Here is a 20610-nt window from a genome sequence, read left to right as displayed (position 1 = left end):
GCTTCTCGGTTTTTCTCCCTGCCCCGGAGTCAGCGGAGTTCGCGGTGGAGGGCGACGCCCGCGATCACCAGCGCGACACCGGCGATCTCGGCCGGGGACGGGATCTGGCGGAGGACGAGGACGCCGACGACGGTGGCGGTCGCGGGCAGCAGCGCGACCAGCAGCGCGTACGTCGAGCGGGCCATCCGCGCCATGGCCAGCTGATCGCAGACGTACGGGATGACCGAGGAACTGATCCCGACGCCGATCCCCGCGACCAGCGCGACGGGATCGGCGAACGCCGGGGCGGCCTGCCACGCCCCGATCGGCACGACGAGGAGGCCCGCGACGAGCATGGCCGCCGCGAGCCCGTCGACGCCACTGGCGGACCGCCGCGCCGCCCGATGGGCGATCACGATGTACGCCGCGAACAGCCCGGCGTTGGCGAACGCGAAGACGAACCCCAGCGGCTGCCCGGTCAGGCGCACGTCGGTGAGCACGTACACGCCGCCGACCGCCGCGGCGAGGGCGGCGAGGTTCCGCGGCGTACGGGCGCCGAGCGCGGCCAGCGCGATGACCGGGAGATACTCGATCGCCGCGACGGTCCCGAGCGGCAGCCGGGAGATCGCCAGGTAGAAGCAGCCGTTCATGAGCGCCAGCACGAGCCCCCACCCCACGAGCAGGTGACGTCCGGCGGCGCCCGGCCCGGCGAGCAGTCGCCAGGGGCGGCGCCACGCGGCGAAGAGGATCGCCGCACTCCAGATCCGCAGCCCCGCGACGCCGAGCGGCCCCACCCGCGCGAACAGCAGGACGGCGAACGACGGGCCGAGATAATGGAAGACCGCGCTCCCGGCGAAGTACGACCACGCCGGGACGGCGGCCCGGCGGCGGGTGACGGCCTCAGGCCGTGGATCCGTGCGCATGGCCGTATCGTCGATCGACTCGTACGCTGGCGGCATGGCGAACCGCAGGCCACGGCCCGGGCGGGCCTACGAAGCCAAGGATCTCGACGACATCGACCTTCGGATCCTGTCCGAGCTCCAGGCCGACGCACGGCTGAGCGTCGCCGAGCTGAGCCGCCGGGTCGGCCTGTCCGCGCCCGCGGTCGCCGACCGGATACGGCGGCTCGAGGACACCGGTGTGATCACCGGCTACCGGACCGAGGTCGATCCACAGGCCCTCGGCTTCCCGGTGACCGTGCTGGTCCGCATCAACCCGGCGGTCCGCGAGCTCCCCCGCATCGCCAAGATCGCCGAGGAGATCCCGGAGATCGTGGAGTGCTACCGGATCACCGGCGACGACTGCTTCTTCTTCATCGCGCACCTACGATCCGTCGACCGCCTCGAACCGATCCTCGACCGGTTCGCACCGTACGGCCGCACCACCACGTCACTGATCCACGCGGCGACCGTACCCCGCCGACCGCTCCCGTTGGACGGCACCGCCCCGTGACCGGAGTCGCGCCGCCCCCGATCGCCGACTTCGCCCCCCTGACGGGAGTCGCGCCACCCCCGGCCGCCCCGATCGACGAACCGGGGCGCGCGCCTCAGGTGTGCCCGATGACCCGGTGCGGACGGTACGGCGCCTCCAGTCCGGCCACCTCCTCGTCGGTCAGCGCGACGCCGACGGCGGCCACCGCGTCGTCCACGTGCTCCGGCTTCGTCGCGCCGACGATCGGCGCGCACACCCCGGGCCTGCCGAGCAGCCACGCCAGCGCGACCCGCGCCGGGGGCAGGGCGCGCTCGCCGGCGACCGCCCGCACCGCTTCGACGACGTCGAAGTCCCCGTCCTCGTACGACGTGTCGGCGAGCGGATCGTTGCCGGCCCGCGCCGTGTGGCGGCCGCCCTGCCGGTCTCGCGTGCCGGCGAGCAGTCCGCGCGCCAGCGGGCTGTACGGCAGCACGCCGACGCCCAGGTCGCGGCAGAGCGGGATCATCTCCCGCTCTTCCTCCCGGTAGACGAGGTTGTAGTGGTTCTGCATCGATACGAACCGGGTCGCCGCGGCCTGCTGCGCCTTGGCGAACTGCCACGCGTACATGCTCGACGCCCCGATGTACCGCGCCTTGCCGGAGCGGACGACGTCGTGCAGGGCCTCCATCGTCTCCTCGATCGGCGTCTCGTCGTCCCAACGGTGGATCTGGTAAAGGTCGACGTGGTCGGTGCCCAGCCGGGCCAGTGAGGCGTCGATGGCGTCCATGATGTGCTTGCGCGACAGCCCACCGTCATTAGGCCCCTCCCCCATCGGGAAGTACACCTTGGTGGCGAGCACGTAGTCGTCCCGGCGCGGGAACAGCCGGGCGAGCAGCCGGCCGGTGACCACCTCGCTCATGCCGCCGTCGTACATGTCCGCGGTGTCGAAGAACGTCACGCCCGCCTCGACCGCCCGCCGCACGATCGGCTCGGCGCCGTCCTCGTCCAGGTGCCATCGGCGCCGCGACCGGTCGCCGAAGCCCATCATCCCCAGAGCGATCCGGGACACCTTCAACCCGGACGATCCCACCCGTACGTACTCCATGCCATCGCCTCCACTCGGCCGGAACGGTCGTAAGGATCATCGGCGTGGCGACCCGATCCCGGAATCCGGATACCGCGGTCTCGGCCGCCTGATTCCTTCGATCCGAAGGAATCAGGCGGCGTGCCCGGCACCGGCCGTGTGGTGCTGGAGTGGTGCGTCGCTTCGCGGGTCAGCTGAAGTTCACGTCGCTGCAGAAGAAGAACGCCTGGTCCAGGCCCGTCCGCTGCCAGACCGTGTAGACGACGTGGCGGCCGGTCCGTCCAGGGGCGCTCAGGCCCGTGACGGTGTAGCTGCCCGGACCGCCCGTGGAGGCGTACTTTCCGGTCTTCTTGATCAGCTCGAGGTCGCTCCAGCGCAGCGGCTGGGTCGTGGCGTCATAGCCCTGCTTGGTGACGTAGACCAGCAGGTAGTCGGCGCCGTGTCCCTGGTCGTAGAGGGTGACCGAGAAATTGCTCGCGGACAGATCCGTCATCTTCCAGGGGCCCGGTTTGTCCAGCGAGCGGTACAGGCCGTCCCCCGAGAGACCTCCGCTGCACAGCTGCCCGTCGGGGATCTTCTGCTGGAACTGGCCGCCGAGGCCGTTCTGGTAGATGCTCATCCAGTTCCACATGGCGTTCGGGTTGTCCTGCCACGCCTGCCAGCACATCGGGTCCTGCTGCTGCATCGCCGGGTCCTGCCAATCACTGCTCCAGCGCTGGTAGCAACCGTAGTTGCGGGATACGGGAGCGGTCACCGTGCCGTGAGCGTAGGCGGCGCCGGCCCACGGGACGATGAACAGCACGGCGGCCGAGAGCAGGGTCAGTGCGCGGCGCGCTCCGCGGGCGGCCCGGAGGGGACGAGGCATCGCATCTCCATCCTTAGCGGGGGTTTCGGGTGGATGTGAGAGCGCCTCTCAGAGCGTAACCTGACAGGTTCCCTTGACCCAGAATCGTCGTGAAACTTACAAGGGGTGCCTGGCGCCGTTTCCCGGTCAGTGTGTGAAGACGCTCACGTCTCCGGGCTCGCCCTCGAGCGCCTCGCGGTCGAATATCACCAGGAGGAGCAGGAACAGCCCGCCCGCGAGGAGCAGGCCGACCACGATCACGACGGGGACGAACGCCGCCGCGGGCACCACCAGCACGAACAGCGCGGCGACCGACCACACCAGCGCGCCGATCGCGACCGGCAGTTCGAAGCGTCCGAGGTCGAACGCGCCCTTCTTGCGGCCCAGCCGTCTGCGCACCGCCAGGTAGAGGACGATCGTGGAGCCGTAGATGATCGCCGGGAGGATCGTCGACGCCGTGATCAGTTTCAGCAGTGCGGCACCCGGCAGTGCGACCATCAGGACGACCCCCAGGACGAAGATCAGGATCGTCGCCGGGACCGGCGTATGCGTGCGCGGGTCGACCCGCCGCATCAGCCGGTGGGCGGGAAAGCGTGCGTCGCGCGCCATCGCGAAGACGATCCGCGAGCACGCCGCCATGACCACCATCCCGGCGCCGAAGAACGCGAACGTGATCGCGACCAGCAGCGCCCTCTCCATCACCGGGCCGAGCTGAACGCGCATGATCGCCGCGACCGGCGAGCCGCTCCTGCTGATCCGGGGGACATCGTCGATCGCGACGGTGAGCGCGATGAGGAACAGCAGGCCCAGCAGCCCGGCCGCCGCGACCGACCCCACGATCGCACGCGGGACGGTGCGGAAGGGAGCCTTGGCCTCCTCGGCCAGGTTCGCCGCGGAGTCGAAGCCGACGAGCGTGGCGAGGCCCATGATCATCGCGACCATCAGCCCGCCGCCGACGGCGAAATAGCCGGGGGCGTTCTCGGTGATACCGCGCGAGGCGAGGTTCCCGACCGCGCCGTCGCCCTTGATCGCCACGGCGATGACGAGCGCGACCGTCACCACGACGACGAGCACCAGCTCGAGCCCCACCGCGCTCCCATTGATCATGCTGACGATGCGCGTCGAGGCCACCGCGAGCACGGCCTGGATGAGCAGTACCACGAGCGTGATCAGGCGGGCGGTGTCCTCGTCCGGCTTCATGCCGGCGAGCGGCATGAACGCCTGGCTCGCGAGCGCGTTGTCGACCGCCACCACGGCGATCGCCAGGTAACAGAAGGTCAGCCAGCCGAACCCCCAGCCGATCTTCGGGTTGGTCAGCCGCGAGGCCCATTGATAGGAGGAGCCGCTGAGCGGAATACGGGCCGCGAACTGCGCGACCACCAGCGCCACCAGGAGCTGTCCCACCGCCGAGATGACCCAGAGCCAGATCCCGACCGGTCCGGCGTTCTGGAGCACGTCGTCGTAGGTCGAGAAGATGCCGACCGCCACCGAGATGAACGCGAACGAGATCGCGAACACCTGGAACGAGCCGAGCGTCCGTTTCAGCTCCTGCGGGTAGCCCCCGAGCTCGACCGAGCTCTCGCCGGCGTTCCTGCCCGTCGAAGCGTCCTCCACCTCGCCCACCTCACCTTTCGCTCGGTGGGGGGCGGCATCAACTTTAACCAACGGGGCCGTACGGGATAAGTGCCCGACTCACGGTGTACCGCGCCCTCGTTGGCGCAACCTTCACATGTGACAAATTTGTGTTAACTGTCATCGATCTTGCCATGATCAACTTCCCGTTGTTACGCTCCACGGAGCAAGATCATTTACGGGATCACTCCGTGCTTCCCATTGACGCGCTGACGAAGAACAAGCAAACCGAAAGGGCGCGATCTCATGCGGCAAAAACTCGGAAAGAGCGTCGTGGCGTTGACCATCGCGGCGGGAGGATTCGCCGGCACCGCCGCCCTGGCGACTCCCGCCCACGCCGCAGGCCCGGTGGCCGTCAGGGCATATAAGACGCACGAGCAGTGCACGAAGGCCGGAAACCTGTACCTGAACACGACCTGGTGGTGCCAGTGGGACAGCCCCGGCTGGATGCTGTACATCTGGGCGTAAAGGCGTTTCCTCCGTAGGTCTGCGACTTATTCGACAGGCAGACCCGAGAAAATGTGTATGGGGAGGTCTGAGCGGAGACCTCCCCATACATGCTTGATAAGTGAGCGTCACCGGGCCGGCGAAAATCAGCCGACACTGGACATCGGTACGGCCGTTCCCGACCCCTCAGCAAGGTCGGGTCAGGCGTAGGCGGCGTCCTCGGTCAGGTCCACGCGGGAGCGATCCGGCAGCAGGGCCGTGGCCGTCAGGGTCAGGAGGGCCGCGATGACCATGACGAAGGAGATGGCCCACCAGCCGTAGTCGTGCAGGAGCCAGGTCGCCAGCAGGGGCGCAGGGCCGCCCGCGATGACCGAGGCGAGCTGGTAGCCGATGCCCGCGCCGCCGTACCGGAGCTTCGTGGGGAAGACCTCGGCGATCAGCGACGCCTGCGGCCCGTACTGCATGGAGTGCGGCACCTGGGCCAGGACGACGGTGAGGAAGACGACGGCCGGGATGGCGGTGTTGAGCAGCGCGAAGTACGGGAAGGAGATGACGCCGAGCAGCAGGGCTCCCATCGCGTAGACGCGTTTGCGGCCCGCCGTGTCGCTGAGGTGGCCGAACGTCGGGATGAGGATGAGTTCGAGGACGGCGCCCACGGCGACCGCGTTCAGCGCGAAGGTCTTGGACAGCTTGGCGTGCTCGACGATGTAGGTCAGCGCGAAGGACGTGAAGATGTAGAAGGGCATCTGCTCCGAGCAGCGCAGCAGCGCGCTGAGGACGATCTCCTTCGGGTGCCGGCGGATCACGTCGAGCACCGGGACCTTCGCCACCTCACGGCGTTCGACGACCTTGGCGAACATCGGCGTCTCCATGACGCGGAGCCGCACCCACAGGCCGATCGCGACGAGCACCAGGCTGAACAGGAACGGGATGCGCCAGCCCCAGTTCTTGAACGCGTCGCCGCTCGCGGTCGCCAGCGACGACATCGCGACCGTGCCGAGGATGAGGCCGATCGGCACGCCGATCTGCGGCCAGCTGGCCATCAGCCCGCGCCGCCGGGGATTCCCCCATTCCATGGAGAGCAGTACGGAGCCGCTCCACTCGCCGCCGACCGCGAGGCCCTGCAGCACCCGCAGTGCGACGAGGAGGATCGGCGCGGCGACGCCGATCGTGCCGGTGCCCGGCAGGACGCCGATGAGGGCGCTGGACAGGCCCATGAGGAGGAGGGTGACGATCAGGGTCGCCTTGCGGCCGAGCCGGTCGCCCCAGTGCCCGAAGATCGCGGCGCCGATCGGGCGGGCGGCGAAGCCGACGGCGTACGTGGCGAACGACGAGAGCGTCCCGACGTAGTCGGTGGACTTGGGGAAGAACACGTCCTTAAAGACGACTGCGGCGGCGGTGTTGTAGAGGAAGAAGTCGTACCACTCGATCGAGGTGCCGACGATGGCGGCGAGCGCCGCCTTGCGTACCTGCGATCCACGCTCCGCCTCGGTGACGGATCGTGCGTCGCGCGCGTCTTCCGGGTCCAGGACCATCGGATCCTCCTGTCGCCCCCGATCTTTTTTGAGCAACGCAGGACGATTACCCGGTTTCCGGTCAGACGGAACGAGCTTTATGTGACGAAAAGCACTGATCGCCGCGACAGCCCCGGAGGGCCGTCGCGGCGATCCCTGGAGGTGCCGTCAGACGTGCATGGCGGCGCCCTCGACCTGGCGGCCGGCGCGGACGAGGAGGCTGAGCAGGGCGGCGGCGAACGCCATGGCCGCGCTCACGATGAACGCCAGGTGCATGCCGTCGATGAACGACAGGTGGCTGGCCTTGACGATCAGCTGGGCGACCTGCGGCGGGGCGTTCTTCGGCACCGGCGCGACGCCCTGGGAGATCGCGCCCTTCATCAGGTCGACCTGCGCGGAAGTCGGCTTCGGCAGTCCCGCGTCCGTCATGTGGCCGGGCAGGACCCCGGCGACCTTGGCGGTGAGCACGGCGCCGAGGATCGAGGTGCCGAGCGCGCCGCCGACCTGCATCGCCACCTGCTGGAGGCCGCCCGCGACGCCGGACAGCGCGACGGGGGCGTTGCCCACGATGATGTCGGTGGCGGCCACCATGACGGGGCTCAGGCCGACGCCGATGAGCGCGAACCACGGAGCCATGGCCGCGAAGCTCGCGTCCACGCCGAGGCCCGACATCCCGAGGAAGGCGACGCCGGCGAGCCCCATGCCGACGACCAGGGGAACGCGCGGCCCGACCTTGGAGATCACTCCGCCGGCGACCGGGGAGGCCACCATCATGGCCAGCATCATCGGCAGGAGCCGCACGCCGGTGGACACGGGCGTCAGCCCGTGCACGCTCTGCAGGTAGAAGGTGAGGAAGAACATCGCGCCGAACATGGCGAACGCCATCAGCATCATGAGGACGACGCCCACGGACAGCGACACGGAGCGGAAGAGCCCGAGCGGCAGGAGCGGCTGACGGGCCATCCGCTCCCGCACCAGGAAGAGGATCAGCAACGCGATCGAGCCGCCGAAGAACGCCAGCGTCTTCGGGTCGCCCCAGCCGTACGTCGGAGCCTTGATGACGGCCCAGACCAGGGTGAAGAGCATTCCGGACAGCAGGACGATCCCGGTGATGTCGAAGCCCCCGGACCGGGACTCGCCGCGGGCGTTCAGCAGGAAGAGGGCGCCGACGGTGAGCGCGACGAGGCCGACGGGCACGTTGATGAAGAAGACCGACTCCCAGTCGACGTGCTGGACGAGCAGGCCGCCGACGATGGGGCCGGCGGCGGTCGAGGCCGCGATGCAGGCGCCCCAGATGCCGATGGCCATGTTGAGGCGTTCGGCCGGGAACGCCGCGCGCAGCAGCCCGAGCGCGGTCGGCTGGAGCATCGCGCCGAACAGGCCCTGGAGGACCCGCAGCGCGATCACCATCCCGATCTCCTTGGAGAAGCCGATGCCCGCCGACGACAGCGCGAAGCCGGCGACGCCGATCAGGAAGACCGGCTTGTGGCCGAACCGGTCGCCGAGCTTTCCGGCGGTGATCAGCGAGACCGCGAGGGCGAGGAGGTAGCCGTTGGTGACCCACTGCAGGTCCGCCAGCGAGGCGCCCAGGTCCTTGGAGATCGCGGGGTTGGCGATCGCCACGACCGTGCCGTCGAGGGTCACCATGATGACGCCGAGCGCCACCGCGATCAGTGTGAGCCACGGGTTCCCCATCCCGTGACGCTTCGGTCCGGCCCCTGCGGGCAATCGCTCCTGGACGACCGGTTGCGACATCTCGCTCCCCCTTAGAACGCGTGCCGTGTCGGTTCAAAATTTATGTCAGCTGCTGACAGATGACAAATCATCCTAAGAGTCACTTGCTGCCTTATGGCACACTATGCACAGAATGTGAGGTGTAGGTGACATGAATGAAACGTCGGCGGTGCCCGCCCCCGGCCTGCGGGAGCGGAAGAAACAGCGCACACGCTCGGCGTTGATCGACACGGCACTGGACCTGTTCCTCGCCAAGGGGTACGAGGCCACGACGATCGACGAGATCGTGGCAGCGGTCGATGTGTCGCAACGCACATTTTTCAGGTACTTCGCTGGCAAAGAGGAAGTCGCCCTCTCGATGATGCGGGAGTACGACCAGCGCTTCCTCAGCGTGCTGGCGGCCCGGCCCGCCGAGGAGCCCCCGATCGCCGCCCTGGCGGCCGCGATCCGCGGCGTCTTCGACGAGGTCCGCCGCTCCGATGACGATCACGCGAGCCGGTTCGCCAAGGTCCGGGACGTGATCGAGAACAACCCGGCCCTCGCGGTCGCGCAGCTGCGGTACTTCAACGAGCTGGAGCAGGAGCTGACCTCGATCCTCGCCCGGCGGATGAACGTGGATCTCGCGACCGATCTGCGGCCGACGCTGATCGGTGCGACCTTCCTCGCCGTGATGCGGGTCGCGTTCGAGAGCTGCGCGCACGAGGGCCGCTTTCAGACGGACGAGGTCACCGCGCGCATCGGGGAGGTCTTCGCCCTGGCCTCCGAGACGCTCCCCCGCGCCTGGTCCGGCGACTGACCGGCACGCGGGCGTCGCGAGCGGCGTTGACAACGCGGTGGCCCGCGCCGCGAGTCCCCTCGCGGCGCGGGCGTCCCTTGGCGGAGGAGCGCCCCGAGGCTCACGCCTCAGCGCAGGGGCTCGGGCAGGTCGCGGGCGTGCAGGACGGTCAGGCCCGAGACGGCACGGGTCAGCACGACGTAGAGCCGCCGCAGGCCGGGCGAGCGCTCGCCGTCCGGCTCGGCCTCGACGATGGCCGCGGGCTCCACGACGATGACCTGGTCGAACTCCAGGCCTTTGGCCTGCGTGGCCGGGGTGACGACGAGCCTCGCCGACGCCATCCCGTCCGCGAGCCGTACGTGCTCGATCCCGCGCGCGGTCAGGTGCGCGGCGAGATCCGCCGCGTCGGCCTCGGCCGCGATCAGGCCGATCGACCCCTCGCCGTCCAGGGCCTCCCGGCAGGCGTCCTCCACGGCGGCGAGCAGGTCGGCGACCGGGCGGACCCGCAGTGAGCCGGGGGCGGACCGTACGGACGTGGGCGGCGTCAGCTCCGGCGCGATCCGGGGCAGCAGGCGGCTCGCGAAGTCGATGATCTGGCGGGGCACGCGGTACCCGCGGTCGAGCACGGTCAGGTCCGCGTCGGGTTTGCCCAGGTGCCGCAGGAGCGTCGGCCAGTCGCCGACCGCCCAGGGCGTGGTGCCCTGGGCGATGTCCCCGAGCACCGTGACCGAGCCGGTCTCGCAGCGCCGCCCGACGGCCCGGCACTGCATGGCCGACAGGTCCTGCGCCTCGTCGAGGACGACGTGGCTCAGGCTGGAGGTGCGGCTGATCAGGTCCGTGGCCTCGTCGACGAGGACCGCGTCGGCGGCCGTCCAGCGTGCCGACTTGGGGCCCTTCGGCGGCTTGGCCCACAGCAGGGCGGCCTGTTCGCCGGGGTCGAGGAGGCCGTCGGCGGACTCGGCGAGGAAGTCCGCGTCGGACAGCAGCCGCATCACCACGCGCGCCGGGTCGAGGGCCGGCCAGACCTGGTCGACCGTCGCCTTCACCGGCCGGGTCCGGCGGACGGCGTCGTGGGTCCGGTCGTCGCAGGCCTCGCCGGCGTTCTCCATGCGCAGCAGGATGGCGTGCGCGATGCGGTGCCCGAGGAGGTCGCGGCCCGCGCCGTACCGGACGCCGCGGTCGCGCAGGGCCTCGGCCAGTTCGGTGATCTCGTACGCGGGGATGCGCCAGCGGCGGGTGCCGCGCGGCAGCACGAGCGCCTCGGACGGCTCGCGCAGGTGGCTCCAGACCGCACGGCGCAGCACCTCGGCCATCCGGGCGTCGCCCTTGATCCGCCCGGCCGCCGGCTCGTCGAGCGCCTTCACCGGCACGGTCTCGAGCACCTGGTCGAGGGTGTGCTGCTCGACGTTCACCTCGCCGAGCGCCGGGAGCACCCCGCGGATGTAGTCGAGGAACGACGCGCTCGGGCCGATGACGAGGACGCCGCCCCGGCGCATCCGCTCCCGGTGCGCGTAGAGGAGGTAGGCGACCCGGTGCAGGCCGACGGCGGTCTTTCCGGTGCCCGGCGCGCCCTGGACGCACAGCGTGTGGTCGGCTTCGGCACGGACGATGTCGTCCTGTTCGGGCTGGATGGTGGCGACGATGTCGCGCATGGGGCCGACGCGGGGGCGTTCGATCTCCTGGATGAGCAGCCGCGACTCGACCGGCGCGGAGAAGTCCTCATCCTCGAACGCGGTCAGCTCGCCGTCGGAGTAGCCGAACCGGCGGCGCAGCAGGAGGCCCATCGGGTCCGCGGGGCTCGCCTTGTAGAAGGGGCGGGCCATGGGCGCCCGCCAGTCGATGACGAGGGCCCGGCCGCCGTCGTCGTGGACGTGGCGCCGGCCGACGTACAGGCGCTCCTCCGGGTGGTCGAGTCGGCCGAAGAACAGCGCGGTCGTCGGGTCGTCACGCAGGGCCTCCGCCCGCTTGGCGAGGTCCGCGCCGAGCACTTGGGCCGAGACCCAGTCGCCGGCCACCGAGGCGTCCAGGGACAGGACGTTCTCCCGCATCCGGTGGAGCGCCTCGCGGGATCGGGTCAGATGCTCGCGTTCGGCCGATATCTCGGGGTCGGTGTCCTCCGCCTCTTTTGTGGGCATGCCGAAAGCCTTTCGGGTCGTTGGGAGCGCGAAGTTCCCAACTTAGTACGCGGTCGCGTCCTTCTCAGCCCGTTTTTCCGCGCCTGGACGCGTGCGCTAATGTTCGATGTGAGTCGAACACAAGGAGGTCGGAAATGCGTGCGATCGTGGTGACCGAACACGGCGGGCCGGATGTGCTGAACCTCGCCGACAGGGACGATCCGCGGCCTGGGCCCGGAGAGGTCGTCGTCGAGCTCGCCGCCGCCGGGGTCAACTTCAAGGACGTCTACGAGCGCAAGGGCAACTACCCCATGGGGCTCCCGGGCGTTCCCGGATCCGAGGGCGCGGGCCGGGTCGTCGAGGTCGGCGACGGAGTGACCGACCTGCGCGTGGGCGACGTGGTGGCCTCCGCCGACTTCGCGGGCTCGTACGCCGAACGCGCCGTCGTGGCCGCCGACAAGGCCGTGCCGGTGCCGGACGGAGTGGCCCCCGACCTGGCCGCCGCCGTACTCCTGCAGGGCCTCACCGCCCACTACCTGACGCACTCGACGTATGAGATCAAGCCGGGCGACACCGCGCTCGTCCACGCCGCCGCCGGCGGGATGGGGCTCCTGCTCACCCAGATGATCAAGCTGCGGGGCGGCCGGGTCATCGGCACGGTCTCCTCCGACGAGAAGGAGAAGCTCGCGCGCGACGCGGGCGCCGACGAGGTCCTCCGCTACGACGACTTCGCCGGGGAGGTACGGCGCCTCGCCGACGGGGGCGTGCCGGTCGTGTACGACGGCGTCGGCAAGACGACCTTCGAGGGCAGCCTCGCCTCGCTGCGCCCGCGCGGCCTGCTCGCGCTGTACGGGGCCGCGAGCGGCCCGGTGCCGCCGATGGACCCGCAGCGCCTCAACAAGGGCGGCTCGCTGTACCTGACGCGCCCGTCGCTCGTGCACTACATCGCGACCCGCGAGGAGCTGATGGGGCGCGCGGAGGACCTCTTCGGCTGGATCGCCTCCGGGGAGCTCTCGGTGCACGTCGGCGGACGGTACCCCCTCGCGGACGCCCGCCGGGCCCATGAGGACCTGGAGGCACGCCGTACGACGGGCAAACTGCTGCTGATCCCCTAAATCCCGGAACCCCCCTCCTGTCCCGTTAGTCTTATCGCTCGTCGAGAAGAGGAGGGGCGGGCCGTCGTGACGGGAGTCAACGCGATCGATCAGCTACGGCCCGGTGACCCGTCCCGGCTCGGGGACTACCGGCTCGTCGGCCGGATCGGCCGGGGCGGGATGGGCACGGTCTTCCTCGCGGAGAGCGCGCACGACGAACGCGTCGCGGTGAAGGTCATCAACCCGGACCTCGCCGACGACGAGATGTTCCGGGACCGCTTCCGCCGGGAGGTCGAGTCCGCCCGCCGCGTACGGCGCTTCTGCACCGCGCCCGTGCTGGACGCCCGGCTCGACGGCGAGCCGCTGTTCGTCGTGACCGAGTTCGTCGACGGCCCCGACCTCGACGCCTTCGTCCGCGACAGCGGGCCGATGCGCGGATCGAGCCTCGAGCACCTGGCCGTGGGGGTCGCCACCGCGCTCACCGCGATCCACTCCGCGGGCGTGGTGCACCGCGACCTCAAGCCCGCGAACGTCCTGCTGTCCTCGGTGGGGCCGCGCGTCATCGACTTCGGGATCGCCCGGGCGCTCGACACCGTCTCCGGCGCGACCCGGACCGGGCAGTTCATCGGCACGCCGGCGTTCATGGCACCCGAGCTCATCGCCGGGGAGACCGCCTCTCCCGCGTCGGACGTGTTCGCGTGGGGATGCGTCGTCGCGTACGCGGGCACGGGACGGGCCCCGTTCGACGCCTCCAGCGTGCCCGCCGTGCTCTACCAGATCGCCCACGGCGAGCCGTCCCTCGACGGCGTCGACGAGGGTTTGCGCGATCTCGTCGCGCAGGCCCTCGCCAAGGACCCCCGGCAGCGCCCGTCCGCGCAGGAGCTCCTGGACCGCCTGACCGGACGGCCGCACGCCGACACCGCGCGCGCCGCCGAGGCCGTCGGCCGCACCTGGGCGATGCCGGCCGGCGGGCCGACGGCCGGGCCTTGGACCGGGGCCCGTCCGACGCTGGCGGACCCGCCGCCCCCGGCGAGGGGCCGCACCGCCGCCCTGACGACGGCGCGCCGCCGGCCGTGGATACCGGCGGCGGCCGGAGCGGCCGCCGTGGTGGTCCTCGGCGCCGGAGCGCTCCTGTACTTCAGCGGCTCCGACGGGCCGCCGTCGAAGACCGTGTTCACCTACGGCGACGACTTCTCCGACAGCAACTCGGGGTGGGACGGCTCCACATGGATCTCCGGGAGCGGCTACTGGCAGGGCGGTTACCGCATCGACGCGGGCACCAGCATCTACCAGCGGCGGGCGGAGCCCTCCCCCTTCAAGCAGGAGCTGCCGGCCCGGGAGCTCGTCGGCGTGGACGTCTCGGTGCTGGGCGGACCGCCGTACGGGATGGCGGGGGTGTTCTGCCGGTCGACCGGCCAGAGCGACGACGCCGCCTACTACGAGTTCCTGGTCCGCGCCGACGGCAAGGGCACGCTGATCCGGAAGACCGCCGGGAAGGCCGGCTCCCGGGAGCTGGTCCGGAAGTCGTCGGCCGCCGGGTTCAAGAAGAACGCGAAGAACCGCCTCCAGGCGGCCTGCGAACAGGACGGCAAGAGCGTACGGCTACGGCTGTGGCTCAACGGCACGCTCGCCGCCGACACCACCGACGCCGACGGCCCGCTGGCCAACGGGCAGACCGGCCTGGTCGCCGTGCAGGAGAACGGCGGCAGCGCCGGCGACATCCGCGTGCTCTTCGACAACGTCGCCATCTCCGCGATCGAGTAGCCCCCGCGGACAGCGATGCCGCAGCTCGCTAGTGCGCGGCCCAGTGGCGGCGCAGGTGGGGGATCAGGTCGGCCGCGCGCTCGTCGGGAAAGAACAGCTTTCCGCCCTCGATCTCGACGACCTCGGTGACTCCGGGGATCGTGTCCCGCAGCCAGTGCGCCCAGCGCAGGTCGAAGAAGTCGTCGCCGGTGCCCCAGGCCACGAGGGTGGGAACGTCGAGCTTGCGCAGCTCAGGCTCGACCGCCATCAGGTCCGCGGCCACGACCGAGGTGAGGAAGCGCTCGAAGTCCCGTGCCCGGTCGGGGGTGCCGAAGACCGGTTCGAGGAAGGCCCGCAGCGTCTCCGCGTCCAGCCTCTCCGGGTGTTCGTAGCCCGCTCCGATGACCGCGCGGGCGGCCTCGACGTCCGACACCAGCGCCACCGCCGTCGGCGCGAGCTCGCCGCGCTCGGCCAGCTCGACGGTGGGCCGGAACACCTCCGGCGGCAGGTTGTCGTGCGTGTCGCAGTTCGTGAGCGTGAAGGTGCGCAGCCGCTCCGGGTGGCGGGCGGCGAAGACCTGCGCGACCGCTCCCCCGGTGTCGTTGGCGACCAGGTCGATGCCGCGCAGGTCGAGCGCGGCGCAGAGGTCCTCGATCGCCTGGGCGAGGGCGGGCAGCGTGTAGTCGGCGCGCGGCGGGGTCGCGCCGTGGAGGGGGAGGTCGAGCGCCACGCAGCGCCGCTCCCCGCGGAACTCCTCGACGAGCGGGCGCCACAGGCGGCTGCTGGTCGCGACGCCGTGCACGAAGAGAGCGGTCCGGCCCTCCCCTTCGTCGACGTATGCGATCTCGCCGGACCGGGTCTGAGCGGTACGCGTGTCCATGGGAAACCCTCCGATTCCATACCGACTGTCGGTCTAGACAATTCCAGACCGATAGTCGGTATGTCAACGCTCCGGTATCAATGTCCTCATGAACAAGAAGGCGGAGCGGGGCCAGGCCACCCGTGAGCACCTGGTCGAGGTCGCGACGGGCCTGTTCGCGCAGCGCGGCTACGAGGAGACCTCGATCGAGGCGGTCCTCCAGGAGACCGAGGTCAGCCGGGGCGCCCTCTACCACCACTTCGGCGGCAAGGAGGCCCTGTTCGCCGCCGTGCTCGAAGCAATCGAACGCGACATCACCGCGCGGCTGGCCGGCCTCGTCGCAGGGATCGGCGACCCGGTCGCGACGCTCCGCACCGGCTGCCTGGCATGGGTTCGGCTGACGGCGGACCCGATCGTCCAGCGCGTCCTCCTCATCGACGCGCCATCGGTCATCGGCTGGCAGCGCTGGCGCGAACTCGAGGAGAGGTACGCGCTCGGCATGACGAAGGAGGCGCTACGGCGCGTCGCCGAGGTCGGCCGGCTCCCGGCCGAGTTCGTGGACCCCTTCGCCCATATGCTGCTGGCCGCGCTGGACGAGATCGCACTCCTCATCGCGCGCGCCGAGGACGTCGAGGCGGCCACGAGCACGGGCGTGGCGGCGGTGGAGGAGCTGCTCGACCGCCTGGTCGGAGCGGGAGGGTAAGCCGGACGGGTCTAAAGCTCGAACCAGAAGGTGAGGCCGTCGGCGTGGGTCTGGAGGCCGCAGGCCGCCGACAGCTCCTCGATGAGGAACACGCCCCGCTGGCCCTCGCGCAGCTCGGAGCCGCCGTAGACCGTGGGCAGCGTATCGCCGCCCTCGTCGGTGACCTCGACCCGCACGCCGGTCGGAGTCTCGAGCACCACCACCCCCACCATGGTGCTGGCGGTGTGCACGACCGAGTTGGTGACCGCCTCGCTCGTCAGCAGCACCACGGTGTCCGCCTGCGGGTGGCCCGCGAGCGTCTTGGCGACGAACCGCCGGGCCGTCGCGACCTCCCCCGGGTGGCCGGGAATGGTGATCGCCCCCAGCACCGATCGACCCATCACGACGTCACCGGGGAGTGACGGAGTGTGGCGAACTTGGCGGTAACTCCAGCACAGCGGGCTTCGGCTGTAGCAAGATGGGCAGGGTGATCGAAACGAACACGCATGGATCGAAGCCCTCTCAGCGGCGGCCTTTAGGGGGCCTAAACGAGATAGAGTGTGAGCATACGGCCACGATGCGTAACCGCGCAACAGGGGTAACAGAACTCATCTCGAAGAGCGGAGCCCCGTCGCCGTGAACCACAGCACCCTCCGGGAGATCGCCACGGTCTCCGACCCGATCGAGCGCGCCCGCGCCCTGGGAATGGTGATGGCGGAGCAGCAGGCACTGGTCGAAGAGGCGGCCCGCATGCGCCGCCAGGCGATCGCCGAGGCCAGGGAGAGCGGCCACCGGCTCGAGGACATCGCCAACGTGCTCGGAGTGTCGCCCGGCCGCATCTCGCAGATGCGCAAGGGCCTGACCGCTCGGACGCCGGAGCCGCCGCCCGAGCCGACGCCCCCGGTGATCGTGCACCGGTCGCTGCCCAGCGAGCCCGCCATGTACGGCGCCGGAGCCACGTTCCTGAGCGTGGCGGAGCGGCAGGGCGTCCGCGCCGAGTTGCGCGTCCTCGGCGTCGGTCTGGAGCCCGGGCCGGAGCACGTCGCCACCTGCCTGCGCACGCGGCCCGGCGAGGACGTCATCGCCCGCCGCCGGGTGATGCTCGCCGACGGTGTGCCGGTGCGGATCGCCATCTCCTACTTCCGCGCCGACCTGTTCGCCGGCACCCCCGTCCTGGATCCCGAGCTGCTCAAGCCGACCATGCACGAGGCGATCGCCGCGCAGGGGCATGCCTTCGGGCACGCGGAGGAGACGCTGGTGGCACGGCCGGCCGCGCGGTGGGAGACCGACCTGCTCCGCCTGGATCCCGGCGACTGGGTCGTTCAGGTGCTCCGGGCCTCCTACTCCACCGACGACACGCCGGTCCACGTGCTCGAGACCGTCTGCGCCGCCACCCGTCACGTGTTCACCATCAACCAGGCCGGCGGGTGCGAGGTGTTCTGATCCCGTGGGCGGTCACAGGTAGGCCGTCATCCACCGCTCGAGCTCGTCGAACACCTTCTTCCGTACGGGCTCGGCGGACAGTACGAGGTCGTGCAGGCCGCTCTCGACGCGCACGCACGTGACGTGCCGGCCGAGCCGTGTCGACAGATAGGCGATGTCGTCGGCGTTCAGCACGCCGTCGCCGGTGGAGAAGTCGGCGTTCTTGCCGCGGACCGTCGTCGTGGAGGACATCGCGAGGATCGGCACGTCGATGCCGAGTCCGGCGCGGACCTGCCGCTGCGCCTTGATGATCGCCGCGAGCCACCCCATCCGTACGCCGAAGCCCTCCGCGGGTTTCAACGTCAGGTCGAAGTCCCACTCTCCGTCGTGGTCGCGGTGGATGCTGTGGACGTACGACCCGCTCACCCCGGTCGGCAGCACCATGGTCGGGCGTCCCTTCGCCAGGGCGCGGACGACGGGCGCCAGGGTCCGCCGGACGCCGGCGGGGACGTTCAGCTCCAGGAACGGGCTGTTGAGGAACAGTCCGTCGACCAGCCCCTGACCGCGCACGCGGTCGGCCCACAGCGCCGAGACCAGGCCGCCCGTCGAGTGACCGTTCAGCAGCAGCAGGTCGTTGTCCTCCCGGACCCGGCGCACGGCCTCGTCGATCTCCGGGAAGTAGTCGGACATACTGCGGGCGAAGTTGGGCGTCTGATGGTCGAGCAGCGAGCGCCCGTACTTGCGCAGGTCCAGGGCGTAGAAGCTGAAGCCGCGCTCGACGTAGAAGTCGGCGAGGTGCGTCTGGAAGAAGTAGTCGACGAACCCGTGGATGTACAGCACGGCCTTCCGGCTGCCGGGACAGGGGCGCCGGACGAGGGTCGCCACCACCTCGCCCTCGGCGTCGTCCTCCAGCGTCAGCCGGATCGCCTCGTACTCCGTCCCAAGCACATCCTGTTCCATGGCGGATCAGCGTAAAGCGCCGTCGTGGAACCGCGCCATGGGCGACGGCTCCGGAGCACCCGACATCGGTGATCGATGCGTATTTCTGCCTGAAACGCTTGCGAACCAAGCACGAATCGGCAATTCTCTCTGCTGGCCGACCCGAAGCTGGCCGACCCGAAGCTGGTCGACGGAAGGAGAGCTCCTTCGCGTGCTGGCGTCAGTCCTCCGGATTCGTCTGGGCGACGCCACCCCGGCCGCCGCGGTGACTCCGGGGCAGGCGAGTACGGGGAGTGCGGAACAGCACGCGTGCCGCCCCGTGTTTCTCCGACTCACGAGGAGCGCCCATGCGCGTTAGAGCACGTCTCGCCATCGCCGCCTTCAGCGCGGCCCTCATCTCCTGCCTGGGACTGAGCACGCCGTCCGAGGCCGTCACCCTCCCGGCTCCCGTCTCGTGTTCCGGCTGCTGGAAGCCGGCACTGAACACGAGCTGGCAGTGGCAGCTGAAAACGGTCCCGTCTTCGCCGTACCTGGACGTCACGATGTACGACATCGACGGGTTCGACGCCACGGCCGCCGCCGTTTCGAAGCTGCACTCCACCAAGTCCGGCCGCAGGGTCGTCTGCTACATCAGCGCCGGAACGTACGAGAACTGGCGTCCGGACGCCGGCGACTTCCCGAGCGGCGTCCTCGGCAGCAACGTCGACAACTGGCCGGGCGAGCGCTGGCTGGACGTCCGGCAGTACGGCGGAAAGCTCGGCACGATCCTTCGGAAGCGCATGGACATGTGCAAGTCCAAGGGCTTCGACGCCATCGAGTTCGACAACGTCGACGGCTACAGCAACGACCCCGGGTTCCCGGTCAGCGCGGACGACCAGCTGAAGTTCAACACCTGGCTGGCGAACGAGGCGCACAGCCGCGGGCTGTCCGCCGGGCTCAAGAACGACATCGACCAGCTCAAGACCCTCCAGCCGTACTTCGACTGGGCGCTGAACGAGGAGTGCTGGGCGAACAAGGAGTGCACGACCGCGCAGACGGGCTACGGCTATGACAAGTACGTCGCCGCCGGCAAGGCCGTCTTCAACGTCGAGTACAGCCTGGACACCTCGAAGTTCTGCTCGAATGCCAACGCGCAGAACTTCAACTCCCTGAAGAAGAACCTCGACCTCGACGCCTACCGGGTGCCCTGCCGCGGCGCCTGACCCTCTTACCGGCGGTGGTCCGTGGCTCCCGGACCGCCGCCGGTCGTTTCCCCGGGACCTGTGCGCTCCCGGCGCTCTTCGCCTCGCGGCGGAGGTGCCGGGAGCGTACGCATGAGCGACCGCAAAACTGTATTGCCCGATTGTGAGCGCTCATGCTATTAACTGATCAGAATCAATCACATACCTTGTCGCAGCTCAGAACGGAGCCCGCCGTGACGACCCACGTCGAAGTCGAGATCGCCGACCAGCCGGCCTGCTGGCGGCGGGCCGCCGAGCTCGCCGCCGGGCCCGTGCCCGGGCTGCCGGAGCGGGGCGAGCGCGTCGCCGTCGTCGGGTGCGGCACCTCCTTCTTCATCGCCCAGGCGTACGCGTCGCTGCGGGAGAGCGCCGGGCACGGCGAGACCGACGCGTTCGCGGCCTCGCAGATGCCCGTCGGCCGCCCGTACGACCGCCTGCTGGCGCTCTCCCGGTCCGGCACGACGACCGAGGTCCTGGACCTGCTCGAGCGGGTGCGCGGCACGATGACGACGGCGGCCGTCACCGCCGATCCGGCCACCCCGGTCATGACCGCCGCCGACGAGGTGGTCGTCCTGGACTTCGCGGACGAGAGCTCGGTGGTGCAGACCCGGTTCGCGACCACGGCCCTCAGCCTGTTCCGCGCCCACCTGGGCGAAGACCTCTCCCTCGCCATCGCCGACGCCGAACGGGCCGTTCACGAGCCGCTCCCCGCGGGGGTCGCCGAGCGTACCCAGTTCACCTTCCTCGGCGAGGGCTGGACCGTCGGGCTGGCCGACGAGGCGGCGCTCAAGATGCGCGAGGCGTCGCTGAGCTGGACCGAGTCGTACCCGGCCCGGGAGTACCGGCACGGGCCGATCGCCATCACCGACGAGCGGTCCGCGGTCTGGATGTTCGGGCCGGCGCCGGAGGGCCTGGCGGAGCAGGTCGCGGCCACCGGCGGGCTCTGGATCCAGCAGGACCTCGACCCGGCCGCCTCGCTGATCGCCGTCCAGCGGCTCGCCGTCGCGCTGGGGACGTCCCGCGGGCTGGACCCCGACGCTCCCCGTCACCTCACCCGTTCGGTGATCCTGCGTCCCGCCTCCGTGTGACGCGAGCGTTTTTCAAGAGAGGTTCTCTGA

The 20610-nt window shown here is 70.3% G+C and carries 19 protein-coding genes; 9 read left to right on the top strand and 10 right to left on the bottom strand.

Going from position 1 to position 20610, the window contains the following annotated elements:
• Positions 1–29 precede the first annotated feature (29 nt).
• A complete protein-coding gene (locus tag ACYVF7_RS14005; protein ID WP_460339592.1) occupies positions 30–902 on the bottom strand; it encodes an EamA family transporter in 873 nt (290 codons plus the stop codon).
• A gap of 34 nt (positions 903–936) precedes the next feature.
• On the opposite strand from ACYVF7_RS14005, the gene ACYVF7_RS14000 reads away from it, so the two are divergent.
• Positions 937–1431 carry an Lrp/AsnC family transcriptional regulator gene (locus ACYVF7_RS14000; RefSeq protein ID WP_460339590.1) on the top strand — a complete coding sequence of 165 codons (495 nt, stop codon included), beginning with the start codon at positions 937–939 and terminating at the stop codon, positions 1429–1431.
• Positions 1432–1525: 94 nt separating this feature from the next.
• On the opposite strand, the gene ACYVF7_RS13995 is transcribed toward ACYVF7_RS14000, so the two are convergent.
• The 3 genes from ACYVF7_RS13995 to ACYVF7_RS13985 form a co-directional block, all read right to left on the bottom strand.
• Complete coding sequence (locus ACYVF7_RS13995) at positions 1526–2494, bottom strand: aldo/keto reductase (RefSeq protein ID WP_460339588.1); 969 nt, start codon at positions 2492–2494, stop codon at positions 1526–1528.
• Between the two features lie 169 nt (positions 2495–2663).
• A complete protein-coding gene (locus tag ACYVF7_RS13990; RefSeq protein ID WP_460339586.1) occupies positions 2664–3338 on the bottom strand; it encodes a lytic polysaccharide monooxygenase auxiliary activity family 9 protein in 675 nt (224 codons plus the stop codon).
• Between the two features lie 126 nt (positions 3339–3464).
• Entirely contained in the window at positions 3465–4931 is a 1467-nt protein-coding gene (locus tag ACYVF7_RS13985) for an APC family permease (RefSeq protein WP_460339584.1), read from the bottom strand.
• Positions 4932–5222: 291 nt separating this feature from the next.
• Here ACYVF7_RS13985 and ACYVF7_RS13980 point away from each other — a divergent pair, with 291 nt between their 5' ends.
• Entirely contained in the window at positions 5223–5417 is a 195-nt protein-coding gene (locus tag ACYVF7_RS13980; RefSeq protein WP_460339583.1) for a hypothetical protein, read from the top strand.
• A 179-nt stretch (positions 5418–5596) separates the two neighbouring features.
• On the opposite strand, the gene ACYVF7_RS13975 is transcribed toward ACYVF7_RS13980, so the two are convergent.
• Both ACYVF7_RS13975 and ACYVF7_RS13970 read right to left on the bottom strand, forming a co-directional pair.
• Positions 5597–6931 carry an MFS transporter gene (locus tag ACYVF7_RS13975; RefSeq protein WP_460339581.1) on the bottom strand — a complete coding sequence of 445 codons (1335 nt, stop codon included), beginning with the start codon at positions 6929–6931 and terminating at the stop codon, positions 5597–5599.
• 147 nt (positions 6932–7078) lie between these two features.
• On the bottom strand, positions 7079–8665 hold the full coding sequence (locus tag ACYVF7_RS13970; RefSeq protein WP_460339579.1) for an MFS transporter: 1587 nt from the start codon (positions 8663–8665) through the stop codon (positions 7079–7081).
• A 130-nt stretch (positions 8666–8795) separates the two neighbouring features.
• Between ACYVF7_RS13970 and ACYVF7_RS13965 the strand changes: the two genes are divergently transcribed.
• Positions 8796–9440: a TetR/AcrR family transcriptional regulator gene (locus ACYVF7_RS13965; protein WP_460339577.1), complete on the top strand. Its 645-nt coding sequence runs from the start codon at positions 8796–8798 to the stop codon at positions 9438–9440.
• 107 nt (positions 9441–9547) lie between these two features.
• Here ACYVF7_RS13965 and ACYVF7_RS13960 read toward each other — a convergent pair whose 3' ends face one another.
• Positions 9548–11554 (bottom strand): HelD family protein, encoded by a 2007-nt coding sequence (locus ACYVF7_RS13960; protein ID WP_460339575.1) that lies wholly within the window; start codon positions 11552–11554, stop codon positions 9548–9550.
• 134 nt (positions 11555–11688) lie between these two features.
• Here ACYVF7_RS13960 and ACYVF7_RS13955 point away from each other — a divergent pair, with 134 nt between their 5' ends.
• Together ACYVF7_RS13955 and ACYVF7_RS13950 are read left to right on the top strand one after the other, a co-directional pair.
• Positions 11689–12648 carry a quinone oxidoreductase family protein gene (locus ACYVF7_RS13955; RefSeq protein ID WP_460339574.1) on the top strand — a complete coding sequence of 320 codons (960 nt, stop codon included), beginning with the start codon at positions 11689–11691 and terminating at the stop codon, positions 12646–12648.
• Between the two features lie 66 nt (positions 12649–12714).
• Complete coding sequence (locus tag ACYVF7_RS13950; RefSeq protein ID WP_460339572.1) at positions 12715–14391, top strand: protein kinase domain-containing protein; 1677 nt, start codon at positions 12715–12717, stop codon at positions 14389–14391.
• A gap of 28 nt (positions 14392–14419) precedes the next feature.
• Here ACYVF7_RS13950 and ACYVF7_RS13945 read toward each other — a convergent pair whose 3' ends face one another.
• Positions 14420–15250, bottom strand: a complete 831-nt coding sequence (locus ACYVF7_RS13945) for an alpha/beta fold hydrolase (protein WP_460339571.1) — start codon at positions 15248–15250, stop codon at positions 14420–14422.
• Between the two features lie 88 nt (positions 15251–15338).
• On the opposite strand from ACYVF7_RS13945, the gene ACYVF7_RS13940 reads away from it, so the two are divergent.
• Positions 15339–15932 (top strand): TetR/AcrR family transcriptional regulator, encoded by a 594-nt coding sequence (locus tag ACYVF7_RS13940; RefSeq protein WP_460339569.1) that lies wholly within the window; start codon positions 15339–15341, stop codon positions 15930–15932.
• Between the two features lie 11 nt (positions 15933–15943).
• On the opposite strand, the gene ACYVF7_RS13935 is transcribed toward ACYVF7_RS13940, so the two are convergent.
• Positions 15944–16312 (bottom strand): ATP-binding protein, encoded by a 369-nt coding sequence (locus ACYVF7_RS13935; protein WP_460357908.1) that lies wholly within the window; start codon positions 16310–16312, stop codon positions 15944–15946.
• A 235-nt stretch (positions 16313–16547) separates the two neighbouring features.
• On the opposite strand from ACYVF7_RS13935, the gene ACYVF7_RS13930 reads away from it, so the two are divergent.
• Complete coding sequence (locus tag ACYVF7_RS13930) at positions 16548–17354, top strand: GntR family transcriptional regulator (protein ID WP_460339567.1); 807 nt, start codon at positions 16548–16550, stop codon at positions 17352–17354.
• Positions 17355–17366: 12 nt separating this feature from the next.
• On the opposite strand, the gene ACYVF7_RS13925 is transcribed toward ACYVF7_RS13930, so the two are convergent.
• Complete coding sequence (locus ACYVF7_RS13925) at positions 17367–18293, bottom strand: alpha/beta hydrolase (protein ID WP_460339564.1); 927 nt, start codon at positions 18291–18293, stop codon at positions 17367–17369.
• A 326-nt stretch (positions 18294–18619) separates the two neighbouring features.
• On the opposite strand from ACYVF7_RS13925, the gene ACYVF7_RS13920 reads away from it, so the two are divergent.
• Positions 18620–19474, top strand: coding sequence for an endo alpha-1,4 polygalactosaminidase (locus tag ACYVF7_RS13920; RefSeq protein ID WP_460339562.1), 855 nt, complete (start codon positions 18620–18622; stop codon positions 19472–19474).
• 212 nt (positions 19475–19686) lie between these two features.
• The gene (locus ACYVF7_RS13915; RefSeq protein WP_460339560.1) at positions 19687–20580 is read left to right on the top strand and encodes an SIS domain-containing protein; all 894 of its coding nucleotides are present in this window, start codon (positions 19687–19689) and stop codon (positions 20578–20580) included.
• The last annotated feature ends 30 nt before the right edge of the window (positions 20581–20610 follow it).

The organism is Actinoallomurus acanthiterrae, assembly GCF_054775715.1.
This window is presented reverse-complemented; position numbering and strand designations above follow the sequence as displayed.

Excerpts from the sequence above, each read along its gene's own strand:
- ACYVF7_RS13920 (WP_460339562.1), top strand. The coding sequence starts at position 18,620 with ATGCGCGTTAGAGCACGTCTCGCCATCGCCGCCTTCAGCGCGGCCCTC.
- ACYVF7_RS13925 (WP_460339564.1), bottom strand. The coding sequence starts at position 18,293 with ATGGAACAGGATGTGCTTGGGACGGAGTACGAGGCGATCCGGCTGACG.
- ACYVF7_RS13975 (WP_460339581.1), bottom strand. The coding sequence starts at position 6,931 with ATGGTCCTGGACCCGGAAGACGCGCGCGACGCACGATCCGTCACCGAG.
- ACYVF7_RS14005 (WP_460339592.1), bottom strand. The coding sequence starts at position 902 with ATGCGCACGGATCCACGGCCTGAGGCCGTCACCCGCCGCCGGGCCGCC.
- ACYVF7_RS13965 (WP_460339577.1), top strand. The coding sequence starts at position 8,796 with ATGAATGAAACGTCGGCGGTGCCCGCCCCCGGCCTGCGGGAGCGGAAG.
- ACYVF7_RS14000 (WP_460339590.1), top strand. The coding sequence starts at position 937 with ATGGCGAACCGCAGGCCACGGCCCGGGCGGGCCTACGAAGCCAAGGAT.
- ACYVF7_RS13945 (WP_460339571.1), bottom strand. The coding sequence starts at position 15,250 with ATGGACACGCGTACCGCTCAGACCCGGTCCGGCGAGATCGCATACGTC.
- ACYVF7_RS13960 (WP_460339575.1), bottom strand. The coding sequence starts at position 11,554 with ATGCCCACAAAAGAGGCGGAGGACACCGACCCCGAGATATCGGCCGAA.
- ACYVF7_RS13970 (WP_460339579.1), bottom strand. The coding sequence starts at position 8,665 with ATGTCGCAACCGGTCGTCCAGGAGCGATTGCCCGCAGGGGCCGGACCG.
- ACYVF7_RS13990 (WP_460339586.1), bottom strand. The coding sequence starts at position 3,338 with ATGCCTCGTCCCCTCCGGGCCGCCCGCGGAGCGCGCCGCGCACTGACC.
- ACYVF7_RS13995 (WP_460339588.1), bottom strand. The coding sequence starts at position 2,494 with ATGGAGTACGTACGGGTGGGATCGTCCGGGTTGAAGGTGTCCCGGATC.
- ACYVF7_RS13940 (WP_460339569.1), top strand. The coding sequence starts at position 15,339 with ATGAACAAGAAGGCGGAGCGGGGCCAGGCCACCCGTGAGCACCTGGTC.
- ACYVF7_RS13955 (WP_460339574.1), top strand. The coding sequence starts at position 11,689 with ATGCGTGCGATCGTGGTGACCGAACACGGCGGGCCGGATGTGCTGAAC.
- ACYVF7_RS13935 (WP_460357908.1), bottom strand. The coding sequence starts at position 16,312 with ATGGGTCGATCGGTGCTGGGGGCGATCACCATTCCCGGCCACCCGGGG.